Source organism: Rothia sp. P6271 (assembly GCF_048512995.1).
Lineage (GTDB): Bacteria > Actinomycetota > Actinomycetes > Actinomycetales > Micrococcaceae > Rothia.
Window position 1 is genome coordinate 53,554 of the sequence record NZ_JBLXXV010000005.1, and the last position, 16,215, is coordinate 69,768.

Consider the following 16,215-nt stretch of genomic DNA (forward strand, 5'->3'; position numbering starts at 1 on the left):
AGAGCATTTTCACATGCAGGTACATAAGTACGATGTCGTTATTATCGGTGCTGGTGGAGCTGGCATGCGTGCCGCCATTGAAGCCGGCACTCGCGCTCGAACCGCCGTTTTGACCAAACTGTACCCCACTCGCTCCCACACCGGAGCCGCTCAAGGTGGCATGTGTGCTGCCCTTGCCAATGTCGAAGAAGACAACTGGGAATGGCACACCTTTGACACCATCAAAGGTGGCGACTACCTCGTAGACCAAGACGCTGCCGAAGTCATGGCCAAAGAAGCAATTGACGCTGTTCTTGATCTAGAGAAAATGGGTTTGCCCTTCAACCGTACCCCCGCTGGACGCATTGACCAACGTCGTTTCGGCGGACACACTCGCGACCATGGTAAAGCACCAGTGCGTCGAGCATGTTATGCGGCGGACCGTACCGGGCACATGATTCTTCAGACGCTCTACCAGAACTGTGTAAAGCATAATGTGGAGTTCTATAACGAATACTACGTTCTCGACCTCATCATGGTTGAAGACGAGAACGGACAGCGTCGCCCCGCCGGCGTGGTCAGTTACGACCTTGCTTCTGGTGATGTACACGTATTCCAAGCAAAATCCATTATCTTTGCCTCTGGCGGTTGTGGAAAAATCTTTAAAACGACATCGAATGCGCATACTCTCACCGGTGATGGCATGGCCATTGCTCTACGTAACGGTATTCCGCTAGAAGATATGGAGTTTGTGCAGTTCCACCCAACGGGGCTTGCCGGACTAGGCATCCTCGTATCGGAAGCTGCTCGCGGTGAGGGCGGTATTCTACGAAATTCTGACGGTGAGCGTTTCATGGAACGCTACGCCCCGACCATCAAAGACCTTGCTCCACGTGATATTGTGGCGCGTTCTATGGCAAACGAAGTGCGTGAAGGTCGCGGTTGTGGACCGAACAAGGATTATGTTCTTCTGGACTTGACCCACCTCGAACCAGCCCACATTGATGCGAAACTTCCTGACATCACGGAGTTCGCTCGCACCTATCTAGGTGTTGAACCGTACACCGAACCTGTTCCGGTGTTCCCTACCGCACACTATGCAATGGGTGGTATTCCCACCAACATCGAAACAGAAGTGTTTGCAGATTCGGAGAACACTATCCCCGGTCTTTACGCCGCTGGCGAGGTTGCGTGCGTATCTGTGCACGGTTCTAACCGTTTGGGCACGAACTCTCTGCTTGATATTAACGTTTTTGGTAAGCGTGCTGGTATTAAAGCGGCAGAGTACGCTGCTTCTGCAGAGTTCTTACCTATCCCTGAGGACGCCGCAAATCGCACTTTAGAGCTTTTGACGTCTCTACGCGATGGCAACGGTACCGAAAAAGTTGGTGTTATCCGTAAAGAACTGCAAGATGTGATGGACGCCGATATGCAGGTGTTCCGCACGGCCGATACGATTCGTAACGCTCTTTCAAAGATTGCAGAGTTAGAAGAACGTTATCAACGTATTTCTATTCAAGATAAAGGTAAGCGCTTCAACCTTGATTTGTTGGAGGCCGTCGAGCTGGGCTTCTTACTTGAGCTCGCTAAGGTGATGTCTGTTGCCGCTTTCCATCGTCAAGAGTCTCGTGGCGGTCACTTCCGTGAAGATTATCCGAATCGTGATGACGTGAACTTTATGAAACATTCGATGGTATATCGAGACGAAAACTCAGAGTTTGAGGGTATTAGCGGTCTTCGTTTTGGCACGAAGCCTGTTGTCTTTACCCGTTATGAGCCGAAGGAACGTAAGTACTAAATGTCTGATTTTGAAGCACGCGAACCAGAATCAAAGGTTGCTATCGCCTCGGAGCAAGGTGGCTCCCAAGGTATTAAAACCTATGATGTGACGGTTAGAATTCGTCGTTATAACCCTGAAATTTCGGGACAAGCGCATTGGGACGAATTCAAGGTGACAATGTACGGTACCGATAGGGTGCTTGATATCTTGCACAAGATTAAGTGGGAGATTGATGGTTCGTTATCGTTCCGCCGTTCATGCGCTCACGGTATTTGTGGTTCTGATGCTATGCGTATTAATGGTAGAAATCGTTTGGCGTGTAAAACCTTGCTGAAGGATTTAGATATTTCTCAGCCGATTACGATTGAGGCCATTAAAGGTTTACCTTGTGAAAAGGACCTTATCGTAGATATGGAACCGTTCTTCCAGTCGTATCGTGAGATTATGCCATTCTTGATGAATGAGGGGCATGAGCCAGAGCGTGAACGCTATCAGTCTGTTGAAGATCGTGAACGTTTTGACGACACAACAAAGTGCATCTTGTGTGCAGCGTGTACGACGTCCTGCCCTGTGTTTTGGACGGATGGCCAGTACTTTGGCCCGTCGGCTATTGTGAATGCTCACCGTTTTATTTTTGATTCTCGTGATGATGCTGGTGATATGCGTCTTGAGATTCTTAACGATAAAGAGGGTGTATGGCGTTGTCGTACGACGTTTAACTGTACTGATGCGTGTCCGCGCGGTATTCAGATTACGAAGGCTATTGCCGAGGTGAAGCAGGCTATTCTAGCTCGTTCGCTTTAGAACAGACGTAGCTTACGTACCTATATCGGGGTACTCTTTCCCTTCTATGATGTGGTGCCAGTTTCTGTAGAAACTGGCACCACATTTTTATACTCGGTGTGATAGGGGCTTGTCCTTGGGACAGCGCGCAAAGCCCCTTGACGTATGAATCCCATACCCCAAGGGGCTTTGCTTTTGCCTTATAGTTTCTTCTACGTGAAGAGAACTTTTAGGAAGCTTTAGCCACCGGTAGAGATATCACCGGAACGAGGAGTTCCTGTGAAACCTTCAGAACCTTCACAAGTACCACGAAGAACTGGCTGGTCATTACCGTCGTCGCTATTAGGTTGTAGGTCTTGACCGTTGAATATGACATGGGTATCACGCCTTGACTTAGTGGAACCACCTAGATAACCAAATTTAACGGTGGGATGGCACGATCCGTCAATACGAACTGGCTCGTACCAACGGCCCCTGACATCTCCATCGCGTAGAGGTGTGGTAATAGCAACCTGATAGGTTTTAGTTCCATTCGACGATACTACAGAAATACGGCTATTAGGATCGATAATAGCTGAACCGTGTGAGGCGGTGCCATCCCACAGGAGACGCGCATTACAATTCACCTCATTAGCGGTAATATCAGTATTCGCTGTAAGTGTTACAGTGAACTGACCGTTTTTGGTTTGTTGTTTAGAGGGAGGTGTCACGCTAAGAACCCAACGACCGTTTTTTGAATAATTGAGGTCTGGGACGGTTGCGCTTTCTGCATTAAATACCCAAGTAACGGTTTCCCCCGCTTTCATCTGGCCGTTGCTCGTAATGACAGACAGGCCCATGGTGGTGCGCTGTGCGTTGCGGTTTCCACTACCGAAGAACACGTCACATAATGCGCCATAGGGTGGGAATGAAGCTGCGTATGCAGGAACAGTGGCAGAAGCAGCGACAACAGGAGCTGCCCATGCAGGAACAGTGGCAGAAGCAGCGACAACAGGAGCCGCCCATGCTGCGCCCTTAGCCAGGGTACGGCGTGAAATTTGAGTCATAAGTATATTTCCTTCTCAAAAAGATGCTAAGTGAGGATAATCGGGATACGTCACCAGATTGTCCCACTGCCTAGAGACTTGGACACACTAAGTGGGTGCATCTTTTGAGACCTGCATGAGCAGGGCACTCAGCTATTTAGGGGACAGAACTGGTTTCTGACTAATAATATCAGCGAATCCCCAGAAATAAAGAGGTTCATTCTGGAAATATCCCCCGAATGGCCGATAAAAATATAACTTTTAAGAAGAATACTGCCCCCTAAAAACCCACAATCTAGAGCGTTGGAAAGTGGGTTTTTATGGAGAAGTTTGAGTTTATGTTGAGTATGAGCACGTCAAGTGATAGAAAATCTGATGTTTAACACTGAAGGAAATTTGGGTTCAAGCACAAAAGCCACCCATAGCACCACGGTTTACAGCGTGCTATGAGTGGCTTTGTGATTTTAATATCATTTTGGGCAGGGGTGGGTCGAGAGGTCTGGTGTCCTCTCGTTATCTGCTTTCAACAACCTGTTATCAAGTTCTACTATCGAAGAAGTTTTAGACTCGGCCGTCCTGATTTGGGTCCCATTTTGACGCACCGCGACGCTTGTCGGGAGAAGCCCTGTCGATAGAGTCGTAGTCTACAACCAAAGTGTCTCCTTGATATCCGCGAACAATGACCTTGTCTGCGCGCTTGTTTCCAGGGAGGAGTCCTGTAAGGCCTGTGAAAATTTTGAAACCCACGCTCAGTGTTCCGCGCTTTGCGCCACGCTTATCAACAAACTCAGGAGTGTCAAACGTAATGGTTTCTACGCCAGTCTTTGAATCGTATTGAACTGGTGAGACGTTGGTACGTGGAAATTCAGTAGGAATCGCCGATCCTCCACCGTCTCCGGCAAGGTCTTCAATCTTGAAATCACGCTTTTTGGTGATGGTCTTATCGTCGTCGTTTGGCACTGGAACGATAGTAACTTCCCAGCGCATGGGTGGAATTGTTGACCCTACGGGGATAAGGAAATGGAAGTTTCCTTCTCTAATGGACGAGTGTGAGCCTGCATCTCGCTGGTCAATATAGAAAGGCCCGCATGAGCCGTCTAATTGGCATGTTACAAGAATATTTGAACTTGCTGCGTATTGTGGCACTCCGGTTGAGTCGCGCACAATAGGTGCTGCCCAAGCGGGGGTGGTGGCGACGGCAAGGGGCGCAGCAAGCGCTGCACCTTTTGCGAGAGTTCGTCGCGAAATGTGATGAGTCATGGTGTATTCCTTAGAATGCTCTCATTAGCGGTGCGGAAATATAAAATAATCAATAATATATTGAAATAAATATGAAATTATGGTGCATGTTATCTGTTGTTGTCGCGCGTTGTTGAGTGATTCATATACTGTCCCTTAAATATGAGTACCCTATTTGGTGGACAACGATAACACCCTCAACGCTAGTGAAGCTCTCCTGAATATTCAGCCTATTTCGTGCTTATTACGCAAGACTTAAAGGATTTTTTAATAAAAAGTAGTCTCTTTTTAGGGGACAAACTTTCAATATAGAAAATAGTGATTGAAAATTAATATTAAGTTTCTGTGAGAATCCTCGGCGCGAGTAGTGAAAAAGCATTTAACGAATATGTAACATGTATAAAAAATATACATTTTTACGAAAATAAATATAAAAAATAGACTAAAAATGTATCTTTAATTACACGCATATATATTGATTTTTGACATTGACAGCGTTAACTGACGAATCCTGCAGCGATGACAAAGGGAAGCCTCACAAAACTCCCACCACAACACCAAAGCGCGCTACATTAGAAAAATGACAGAAAAACCCGCACTAGCACTCCTCGACGAATCTGGTCCCGTCATCGGAACACGTATCAAGCACCTTATCGCCGAACTACAACAGTTCCGTAGAACCGTTCACCAAAACCCAGAACTCTCCTTTAAAGAACACCACACCACAGAACGAATCATCACCCGACTACAAGCCGCCGGCATGAGCCCCCAGCGTTACAAAAACACCGGATGCTACGTAGACATTGGAGAAGGCGTCATCGCCGCTGCGCTACGGGCAGATATTGACGCCCTACCCATCAACGAATACACCGGCCTAGACTACAGCTCCACCCGCCCCGGCATCATGCACGCCTGCGGTCACGACATCCACCAAACCATCATGCTCGGAGTCGCACTAACACTCTGGGAAATACATCAACAAAGCCCGCTCTCTCGGACTATTCGCATCATCTTCCAACCAGCCGAAGAACAACTCCCCGGCGGAGCCGTAGAAGTTATCGCTCAAAACGCTTTAGAAGGAGTCCCACGCGCCTTCGCTTTACACTGCGAACCAAAAGTGGATGTCGGAAAAATCGGAACCCGAATCGGCCCCATCACTTCAGCCTCAGATACCATCAAAATACGACTCACAGGACGCGGCGGACACACCTCACGCCCACACCTCACAGAAGACCTCATCTACGCGATGAACCAAATCGCTATCAACGTCCCAGCAGTTCTCTCGCGACGAATCGATGTGCGCTCAGGTGTACTCCTCGCATGGGGGCAAATTCAAGCAGGTGTTGCACCCAACGCCATCCCCTCTGAAGGCTACCTTGCAGGAACGATGCGTTGCCTCGATGCCCAAGCATGGTACCAAGCCGGAGAAATCCTCGATGAGGTCGTCGAACAAGTTGCAGCACCCTACGGCGTCACCGTCGAACTAGAACACATCAAGGGAGTGCCGCCAGTTGTAAACACAGAAGACGAAACAACCATGGTCGAAAACGCGGCACGAGCAGAACTTGGCGAAGACTCCGTCGTCCTCGTCGAACAATCTATGGGCGGAGAAGACTTCGCCTGGATGCTTCAAGAAGTTCCCGGAACCATGATACGACTAGGAACAAGAACCCCCGGCGGTATCACCTATGACCTTCATCGAGGAGACTACAACCCCGACGAAAGAGCTATCGGGTACGGGGTACAGGTTATGGCATCTACTGCACTACGAGCCGTGCGCTGGGAAATCGCAAAACGTTCTGCCGAACAATTCCGAACAAGCAACACCTACTAAATAACCACAGAAAATAAGTGTTACAGGAAGAAAAAATTGAACTAGAAAAGAGATAGTGGCTAGGCTAAACCTTGAACACTCACCAACGCGGACAGATAACAGTGCCCCGCCCCACGGAGTGTGATACGACATAACCACGTGTGAGCCATTACTATATAACGTATATACCGCACTCTCATCCTCAACAGAGCTAGGACGGCAGAACCTTTCTGGCACACCATGAGTGCACCCCCACTCAACACATCATGAAGGGACGACGATGACCAATCGTAAACGTTTTGCAGCAACAGGTTCAGTCTTGGGCATCTCAGCTATGCTTCTTGCAAGCTGTGGCGCAGCACCCGAAGCATCCTCCGGCGACTCACAAGCTAAAGACTCCAACTTCAAAGGTTGCATCGTCTCTGACTCTGGCGGATTCGAAGATAAATCCTTCAACGAAAACTCCTACGCTGGACTCAAAGCAGCAGAAAAAGACTACGGCATCCAAACTGCGCAGGCAGAATCAAACTCCGATTCTGAGTTCGGACCTAACCTCACCAACATGGTCCAAGCAGGTTGCAATATCATCGTCACCGTTGGATTCTCACTAGCAGACGCAACCAAAGAATACGCAGAACAGAACCCCGATATCGACTTCACCATCGTCGACTACGGCGACATTGACGTCAAAAACGTTCGCCCCATTGTTTACGACACAGCACAAGCTGCATTCCAAGCAGGTTACCTTGCTGCCGCTCAAAGCAAGACCGGCAAAGTCGCAACTTACGGCGGTCTAGAAATCCCCACCGTGACCATCTTCATGGACGGCTTCGCTCAGGGTGTCAAGTACTACAATGAACAGAAAAACGCTAACGTTCAGGTTCTCGGATGGGACCATGATGCGAAAAGCGGAACCTTCACCGGAGACTTCACCGACCAGACCAAAGGTAAAACCAACACCCAGAACTTCCTCGACCAAGGTGCAGACATCATCCTTCCTGTCGCAGGACCTGTAGGTGCCGGTACTCTTGACGCGGTCACCGAATACAACTCAAGCCACCAAGATGCACCCGCATCCGTAATCTGGGTAGACTCCGACGGCTACGAGACCAACCCGAACTACCAGGCCATCATCCTCACCTCCATCCAGAAGAAGATGAAAGAAGCTGTAGAATCCACCATTCACGACAGCCTCGAAGGCAAGTTCACCTCCGAAAAGTACGTTGGAACCCTCGAAAATGATGGTGTTGGACTCGCTCCATTCCATGACTTCGAATCCAAAGTCTCTGACGAAACCAAGTCTGAACTTGGCACCATCAAAGACAAAATCATTTCTGGTGAAATCACTGTCAACACCGACGGTACACCACAGAAATAAAACCTTATAAGGCTCAGTGGCTGGCACTAAGAGGGCAACCTCCTCGTGCCAGCCGCTCAGCACTTAAAACTCCACCACATATTCACACGGATAACCCCCGCTCATACGCTTAAGAGAACTACCCCACATCCCTCAACAGCAGAGTCTGAGCAATGACAAGAAAGCGCATCGATGAAACTCGAACTGCGAAAAGTCACAAAAAAATTTGGTGATTTTACCGCAAATGACAGCATTGATTTAGTCGTAGAACCAGGTACCGTTCACTGCCTCCTCGGCGAAAACGGTGCCGGAAAATCGACACTCATGAACGTCATCTACGGACTCTACGAACCTACCGACGGGCAAATCCTCATCGACGACAAGCCAGTCGAATTTTCTGGGCCCTCAGACGCCATGGCCGCTGGCATTGGCATGGTACACCAACACTTTATGCTTGTACCCGTCTTCACCGTTGCCGAAAATATTGCGCTCGGATCAGAAGAAACGCGCGGAACCATCCTCAACCTTGAAGCAACCCGCACCAAAATCCGTGAAATCTCTCAACGCTACGGGTTCGACGTAGACCCAGACGCCGTCGTTGAAGACCTCCCCGTAGGTGTACAACAGCGCGTAGAAATCATTAAAGCTCTCGTACGAGACGCCGAAATTCTCATTCTTGACGAACCCACTGCAGTGCTCACACCAGCAGAAACTGACCAGCTGCTAGGCATCATGGATCAGCTACGCAAAGACGGAAAATCACTGCTATTTATCTCCCACAAGCTACGAGAAGTACGTGAAGTATCAGACCATATCACCGTGATTCGGCGAGGAAAAGTCGTTGGAACAGCTGACCCCAGCGCAACCACCGACGAACTGGCATCACTTATGGTCGGAAAAGCCGTCAAACTTGTCGTCGAGAAAGACGCCCCACAACTAACTGACGCAAACTTCATCGTTGAAGACCTCAACCTCATCTCTGAACAAGGCGTGCCACTTCTCAAAAACGTCAGCTTTAACGTTCGCGGAGGCGAAATCCTCGCCATCGCCGGTGTGCAAGGAAACGGGCAGACTGAACTCGCTGAAACTATCATCGGGCTACACCCTAAAGCACACGGTTCGATGAAACTAGGAGATACCGAACTCCTCGGAAAAAACACTCGACAAGTACTCGACGCCGGTGTCGGATTCGTCCCAGAAGACCGCAACGTCGACGGACTAGTAGGTTCCTTCTCTATCGCAGAAAACCTCATCCTAGATCTTTATAACCGCAAAGAATTCTCACAATACGGCACACTGCGTAATAGTGAAATCGCTCATAATGCAGAAAGAGCCATTAAAGAATTCGATATCCGAGTCGGTTCACAATACGATGCAGCCTCAACGCTCTCTGGCGGTAACCAACAAAAAATCGTCGTTGCACGAGAACTCACACGAGATCTCAAACTCTTTGTCGCATCACAGCCAACTCGCGGTGTAGACGTTGGCTCCATCGAATTTATTCATCAAAGAATCGTTGAAGAACGAGACAAAGGCGTACCCGTCATCATTATCTCTACAGAATTGGACGAAGTGCACGCCTTAGCAGACCGTATTGCTGTCTTCTTCCACGGAGAACTCATGGGCATCGCACCACCGGAAACGCCACGTAACGTCTTGGGTATGATGATGGCTGGAACACCCTACGAAGAAGCCCTCAAAGCATCGGGGGAAAGCTCCACAACAGATATCAATACCCCCCAACATCAAACCCCCGAAACAGAACATATCCCCTGGGCAGAAGGAGACCAAGCATGAGCGCCGAAGGAAAATCCACCGTCGCAGAAGCCACCGATACCGTGCTCACTGCCTCCGAAACCGTACCACCGGCACACACACAACCCTCTGAAAAAGAAAAACTTCCTGTACTGACTCGTATACTATCCGGCTCCGTCAGCTTGTCCTTTTTCGCACTACTTGCTGCACTCATCGTCGGCGGTATTCTTATCGCGGTCACTGACCCTGCAACACAAAAAGCTTCACGCTACTTCTTCGCCCGACCGCTAGATACACTTAGCGCCGGCTGGGACGCAGCCACCAACGCTTACCTCGCACTATTTAGAGGCGCTATTTTCAACTATGAAGCGAGCACCTTCACTAAAGCGATATATCCGCTGACTGAAACTCTCACGGTAGCAACACCCCTCATTTTTGCTGGTCTTGCCGTAGCTATCGCATTCCGTACCGGACTCTTTAACATCGGCGCACAAGGACAAATCATCCTTGGCGCAATCGTTGCCAGCTACGTTGCCATCAACTGGCACCTACCCAGCTACTTACTACTACCTTTTATCGTTCTTGGCGGTATTCTCGGCGGTAGCCTCTGGGGTGGTTTAGTCGGATTACTCAAAGCAAAGACTGGTGCGCATGAAGTCATTCTTTCTATCATGCTCAACTACATTGCTGCGAACCTACTTCTTTTCCTCCTCAAAACACCACTATGGCAACGCGAAGGAAGCTCAAACCCCATTTCACCTGTACTAGCAGATGAAGCAATCTTCCCCAGAATCTTTGGACAAAGCTTCCGTCTTCACGCAGGATTCATTCTCGCCTTACTAGCAGTATTTTTTGTTTCGTGGCTTATCAACCGTTCAACTATCGGATTCAAACTTCGAGCAGTAGGGGCAAACCCTCATGCTGCAAAAACTGCGGGCATATCTGTTGCTAATGGATACATTATTGTGATGGCTATTGCTGGTGCGCTAGCAGGTCTTGCCGGTGTCGCCCAAGTTTCAGGAACCGAAAAAGTCCTGAGTACAGGTATCGCTTCCTCCTATGGTTTTGACGCTATTACTGTGGCGCTTCTTGGCCGAGCAACACCTGTCGGCACTCTTCTCGCTGCTCTTCTCTATGGGGCACTTCGAGCAGGCGGTGTCACCATGCAGGTCAGCACCGGAACGTCTGTAGACCTTGTCGACGTGGTTCAGGCACTTATCGTGCTCTTCATTGCTGCACCACCACTGGTACGAGCCATCTTTAGGCTTCCAGACCCCGACAAGCCCAAAAAGAAGAAAAAAACTACTCAGTCCGCGGAGGCAAAATAATGAGCACGACAGCTGTTATCGACACCGCAACGCCACAAGATACCGTGCTCGTGCGTCACTGGAAAAACACGTGGATTTTCGGCACACTAAGCGTCATCTCGCTACTAGTCCTTGCCTTGAACGCTCCTGTCTCGCGCGTGGTACTTGGCCTGTCCACCAAAGATGATGTCATTCAACTTCCGGCGCTGAATCTCTCAACGCCAACAACGGGTTGGGCTGTTACCGCCGTCCTCATTGCCGTCACCTTATGGTGTGCTAAGCTCACGTTCTCCGGTAAGAAAACACCGCTATACCTCTCAGCTATTTTCTGGTTCTCTTTTATCTTTGGCGTGCTCATCTGGGCTATCGGCTCTGCACGTATGACCGAAATATCGTTGATTACCATCCTTACCGGTGCTGTTGCTCTTTCAGTCCCCATGATTTTTGGTTCGATGGGCGGACTCCTTTGCGAACGCTCTGGAATCATCAACATTGCGATTGAAGGTCAACTTCTTTTCGGTGCATTCTCTGCCGTACTTGTTGGTTCTATGACAGGAAACCCTTGGCTTGGGCTAATTGCGGCAATGATTGGCGGCATGCTGGTATCTTTCCTACTAGCAACCTTCTCCATTAAATATCTTGTTGATCAGACCATCGTTGGTGTTGTGGTGAACGTCCTCGTCTCAGGACTTACCGGATTCCTTTATTCTCGTGTACTCCAACAAGATGCGGCACACCTCAACTCTGCTCCTCGTTTACCTAGCTTTGAAATTCCGGTTCTTTCACAAATCCCTGTGATTGGTCCAGTACTATTCAACCAGTCCGTTATCGTTTACCTGATGTACATTGTGGTTGGTACGATTTGGTTCTCTCTGAACAAAACACGTTGGGGGCTTCGCACCCGCGCGGTTGGCGAACATCCCCAAGCCGCAGATACCCTTGGCGTCAACGTGAACCGTCTACGCTTTAGCAATGTCATGATTGCTGGCGCTGTTGCTGGTATGGGTGGAGCTTTCTTCACTCTTGTTGCGGTGAGCTCCTTCAACGCTGATATGACGGCAGGGCAAGGCTACATTGCGTTGGCTGCACTAATTTTTGGTCGGTGGAAACCACTTGGTGCGTTGAGCGCCTCACTTCTTTTTGGTTTCTCGTTGCAGATGCAGTTCATCCTTTCTGGACTTGGAACGGATATTCCTACTGAACTATTGGCTATGCTCCCTTACGTCGTAACGATTCTTGCAGTGGCCGGTTTGGTCGGTCGTTCGCGTGGACCTGCAGCAGCCGGTAAAGCGTACACCAAGGGATAAATCACTCCCTGTACCACGAGAAAACACCGATGATGAGGTTTCGATAGTGCACACTGTCGGAACCTCATCGTGCCCTCGGGCGCAATACACAATACGTTTACACCCCAAGGATTCCTGCATGAGCCATCGTGAAACTTTAGAACACCGCATTAACTGGGAAAAACTCACAGAACATGCCACCTGCGCGATGAAAAAATCCTATTCACCCTATTCACAATATGCAGTAGGGGCAGCGGCTCTTACCGACGATGGCAGAATCATTACTGGCTGTAACGTCGAAAATGCGTCTTTTGGGCTTACCTTATGTGCTGAATGTTCCCTCATCTCAGAGCTTTTTAGAACAGGCGGAGGGAAAATCCTTGCCTTTACGTGTGTGGATAAAAATGGTGAAGCACTCATGCCTTGTGGACGGTGCAGACAACTACTCTACGAACACAGCACTAAAGATATGCTCATCAAAACAGTGAGCGGAATACTTTCTATCGAACAGATGCTTCCCGACGCTTTTGGGCCTGAACGGCTCTGAAAATATTCATACTAGACTTAACCGACACCTTTGACGGAGGAAAAACACATGTCGTACGAACCATTCGACGCGGTAGATGTTATTCGCGCTAAACGAGATCGCGAAGAACTTACTAAAGAACACATTGACTGGGTGATTGACGCTTACACTCGTGGAGTTGTCGCTGACGAACAAATGAGTGCACTTGCCATGGCAATTTTTCTGAACGGAATGAGTGCTACTGAAATTCAGCAGTGGACTCAAGCCATGATTAACTCGGGTGAACGACTAGACTTTTCTTCCATCGTTGGTGCTGGAAAGAAAATTGCAACCAGCGACAAACATTCTACCGGCGGTGTGGGAGATAAAATTACGTTGCCACTAGCACCATTGGTCGCAGTCTACAACGTTGCGGTTCCTCAACTATCTGGTCGCGGACTAGGCCATACCGGTGGAACACTCGATAAATTAGAATCCATCCTTGGTTGGCAAGCATATTTGAGTAATGAACGAACTCTCGAAATACTCTCGGACGTAGGCGCTGTTATTTGTGCCGCCGGAACTGGTCTCGCACCTGCAGATAAGAAGCTATACGCGCTACGTGATGTCACTTCCACTGTAGAGGCTATACCACTTATCGCAAGTTCCATCATGTCTAAAAAAATTGCTGAAGGAACAGATTCTCTGGTGCTTGATGTAAAAGTTGGTTCTGGTGCTTTTATGAAAGATGTTGACTATGCACAAGAACTAGCACGTACCATGGTGCGTTTAGGAACAGATGCCGGTGTTAAAACGACAGCATTGCTGACGAACATGGACACCCCGTTAGGGCTGACCGTTGGTAACGCGTGCGAAGTGGAAGAGTCTGTGGAAGTACTTGCTGGTGGTGGCCCATCTGATGTTGTTGAACTGACGGTGGCGCTTGCACGCGAAATGCTCCGTTCCTGTGGCATTGATGAGGACCCCGCTGAAGCTCTCGCTGATGGTCGTGCTATGGATAAATGGCGAGCAATGATTAGCGCCCAAGGTGGAGATCCCGATGCTGCGTTACCTCAAGCACGTGAAACTCACACTGTTTACGCAACAGAAACTGGTGTGCTTACCCGTCTTGACGCTTTGGGAGTAGGGGTTGCTTCTTGGCGTTTGGGCGCTGGACGAGCTCGTAAAGAAGACCAAGTGCAAGCTGGTGCTGGAATCCGTCTACACGCTAAGCCAGGAGACACCATACGCGCTGGTGACCGACTCATGACACTAATGACCGACACTCCCGAACGCTTTGAACGAGCGTTAGAATCCTTAGAAGATGCTTATACTATCGGCAAAGAATATGAGCCTCAGCCGCTGATTCTAGGTAAAGTGAGTACTGAACAGCAGTAAACTACTCGTAAGAACACTCACCGTTCGCACCGAAGAAAGAGAACATCATGGGACTTTTTAGCCGTCGTAAAGACAAGAAAGCTGCTGAATCGGCAGTAACAGCACAACCGGCAGCACAGCCTGTAGAACCAAAGACCCCTGTACAGGAACAGACCCCAAAACCTTCCGTAGAAGAAAGTGCCTCCACTTTCTCTGCCTTTCAAGAGATCAACGAACAGAGTGCTTTGCATTCTCTAATTCGTATGATGCGCTCTAAAGGTGAAGGCCAACTCACCCTCGACCTGAAGCAAGAGGGCAACGACATGTTGTTGACCTTTGAAGAAAATGGCAAAAAAATTGAAGAAACCATTGTTGTTCCAGGAAACTCTTGGTTTGAAAACGTTGCGGCGCTCTACACCGAAGAAGAGGAAGGCTCACGCGGGGCATGGACTCGTGCGCTGATTATTCTGCTGGGAACAAACGCTCAGGTTTCTTACCTCAACTCAAAGAATGAGACCTCTTGTAACCTGCATTATCGAGTAGAGGAGATGGCGGACGAACCAGAAGAGAAAACGTCTGCTACAGAAGCTACAGAAGTAGCTGGAGCAGAAACACTGCCTGAAAATCAGCAGAATAATATCGCTGATGATTCTCCTATCGCTCGTGTTGCAGAACGTTTTGAATCCGCATTTCCTGCGGACAAAACATCGAATGCAAATATTGCTGAAGCAGACGATTCTGCTGAAGAGAATACTTCTGCACCAGTAATAGCGGATGCTCACTCACGTTCTGAGGAATCATCACTTGCTGGTGAAACTCTCAACGCTGAAAGCTCAACAGCTGAGGAAACTACAAGGGTCGATACTACGGCGGCGCAAACAGAAGCTGTTCAAAGCGGCACGAGCAATAGTGTCGAAGAAGCTGAAGAAACTTCTGAAACAGCCACTGCAGAAGCCACCGCAGGAACTGAAACTACAGCAGAAGCCACCACAGAAACTGAAACTACAGCAGAAAGTGGCGAACATGCTCCTCAGAACCTCGACGATAACACCTCGTCATCAGCACAGGACTCAAACACCGAAAAAGCGGAATCAGAAACAGACCGTTCTGAACCTCATGCACGTCTTGCTGTTGCTCGCCCCTCAACCGTAGCAACCGCTGAAACAACAACAGATACCAGCGCAGAACTCGCTGAAGAATCTTCACACGAGGCCGAAACTTCTTACACCAATACCGAAAACAGCGAGAACACCCACGCGAACATCGCTGACGAGTCAGACATAACTACTCATAATACCGATGCAGACACCTTCACCTCTGCACACGATATTTCACTGGTAACCGCGTCACTACCAGAACACGTTGACGACGAATGGGAAGAAGACACCGACACCCTCGTTGCTACACCAGCTACCAACGTCCGTGGAACAGACCTGCCCGAAGACGCACATGGTGTAGACGTAGCACCCTCCTACAACACCCCCGTAGAAGAAGTGCAACCTCCTTCTACAACCGAATTAGCAGAAGGAAACCTCGTCCTTACCGAGGCTCAGGTCGTCGCCCGACTACTCAAAGCACAAGAACAACTTTTCGGAGAAAACGGTACCGCCCGAGACGTCTCCACCGTGCTGATACGTGTTCGTGCCCTTGGCTCCTACTACGATGCGTTAACACACGTCCGCCGTAACGGTTTCTGGGATCAACAACGAACCTTCGACCTCATCCCCGAAGACGTCCTCGCCATCTTGCAGCTCAAAGCAGATTCGTATAAAGAAGGCGCAGGCTCACCACTGGCGATGAGCCTACGCTTCACACCCGGAATCCCTCCAGTAGCATCCTTTAGCTACAACGATGAAGGGGCTTTCGCCAAATACCAAGACACCCTACCGGCACAGCAATACGTTGAAGAGCTCCGACTCTTCCCACGTACCGGAGCAAACATCCCTGAACACATGAACAGGGCGCTTGCTTCATGGACGCTCTAAAACTTTAGGGTGTAAGACGCTGTC

The 16,215-nt window shown here is 49.2% G+C and carries 12 protein-coding genes; 10 read left to right on the forward strand and 2 right to left on the reverse strand.

Annotated elements, in window-relative coordinates; translation table 11 throughout:
* The first annotated feature begins 13 nt into the window (after nucleotides 1-13).
* Together sdhA and ACN08X_RS05285 are read left to right on the forward strand one after the other, a co-directional pair.
* On the forward strand, nucleotides 14-1,777 hold the full coding sequence (gene sdhA, locus ACN08X_RS05280) for a succinate dehydrogenase flavoprotein subunit (protein WP_419108118.1): 1,764 nt from the start codon (nucleotides 14-16) through the stop codon (nucleotides 1,775-1,777).
* Nucleotides 1,778-2,563, forward strand: coding sequence for a succinate dehydrogenase iron-sulfur subunit (locus ACN08X_RS05285; protein ID WP_419108119.1), 786 nt, complete (start codon nucleotides 1,778-1,780; stop codon nucleotides 2,561-2,563). It abuts the gene before it with no gap.
* A gap of 218 nt (nucleotides 2,564-2,781) precedes the next feature.
* Here ACN08X_RS05285 and ACN08X_RS05290 read toward each other — a convergent pair whose 3' ends face one another.
* On the reverse strand, nucleotides 2,782-3,588 hold the full coding sequence (locus tag ACN08X_RS05290) for a hypothetical protein (protein WP_419108120.1): 807 nt from the start codon (nucleotides 3,586-3,588) through the stop codon (nucleotides 2,782-2,784).
* A gap of 540 nt (nucleotides 3,589-4,128) precedes the next feature.
* Nucleotides 4,129-4,827 carry a hypothetical protein gene (locus ACN08X_RS05295; RefSeq protein ID WP_419108122.1) on the reverse strand — a complete coding sequence of 233 codons (699 nt, stop codon included), beginning with the start codon at nucleotides 4,825-4,827 and terminating at the stop codon, nucleotides 4,129-4,131.
* 559 nt (nucleotides 4,828-5,386) lie between these two features.
* Here ACN08X_RS05295 and ACN08X_RS05300 point away from each other — a divergent pair.
* The 8 genes from ACN08X_RS05300 (at nucleotide 5,387) to ACN08X_RS05335 (ending at nucleotide 16,191) form a co-directional block, all read left to right on the forward strand.
* A complete protein-coding gene (locus tag ACN08X_RS05300) occupies nucleotides 5,387-6,640 on the forward strand; it encodes an amidohydrolase (protein ID WP_419108124.1) in 1,254 nt (417 codons plus the stop codon).
* 259 nt (nucleotides 6,641-6,899) lie between these two features.
* Nucleotides 6,900-7,997 (forward strand): BMP family lipoprotein, encoded by a 1,098-nt coding sequence (locus ACN08X_RS05305; protein ID WP_419102017.1) that lies wholly within the window; start codon nucleotides 6,900-6,902, stop codon nucleotides 7,995-7,997.
* A gap of 171 nt (nucleotides 7,998-8,168) precedes the next feature.
* Nucleotides 8,169-9,773, forward strand: a complete 1,605-nt coding sequence (locus ACN08X_RS05310) for an ABC transporter ATP-binding protein (protein WP_419108125.1) — start codon at nucleotides 8,169-8,171, stop codon at nucleotides 9,771-9,773.
* The gene (locus ACN08X_RS05315; protein WP_419108127.1) at nucleotides 9,770-11,059 is read left to right on the forward strand and encodes an ABC transporter permease; all 1,290 of its coding nucleotides are present in this window, start codon (nucleotides 9,770-9,772) and stop codon (nucleotides 11,057-11,059) included. Before ACN08X_RS05310 ends, ACN08X_RS05315 begins: the two co-directional genes overlap by 4 nt.
* A complete protein-coding gene (locus tag ACN08X_RS05320) occupies nucleotides 11,059-12,345 on the forward strand; it encodes an ABC transporter permease (RefSeq protein WP_419108128.1) in 1,287 nt (428 codons plus the stop codon). The genes ACN08X_RS05315 and ACN08X_RS05320 overlap by 1 nt, the downstream gene beginning before the upstream one ends.
* 91 nt (nucleotides 12,346-12,436) lie before the next feature.
* Nucleotides 12,437-12,871, forward strand: a complete 435-nt coding sequence (locus ACN08X_RS05325) for a cytidine deaminase (protein WP_419102222.1) — start codon at nucleotides 12,437-12,439, stop codon at nucleotides 12,869-12,871.
* Nucleotides 12,872-12,919: 48 nt separating this feature from the next.
* Nucleotides 12,920-14,227: a thymidine phosphorylase gene (locus ACN08X_RS05330; protein ID WP_419108129.1), complete on the forward strand. Its 1,308-nt coding sequence runs from the start codon at nucleotides 12,920-12,922 to the stop codon at nucleotides 14,225-14,227.
* A 47-nt stretch (nucleotides 14,228-14,274) separates the two neighbouring features.
* Nucleotides 14,275-16,191: a hypothetical protein gene (locus tag ACN08X_RS05335; RefSeq protein WP_419108131.1), complete on the forward strand. Its 1,917-nt coding sequence runs from the start codon at nucleotides 14,275-14,277 to the stop codon at nucleotides 16,189-16,191.
* Nucleotides 16,192-16,215: the final 24 nt, after the last annotated feature.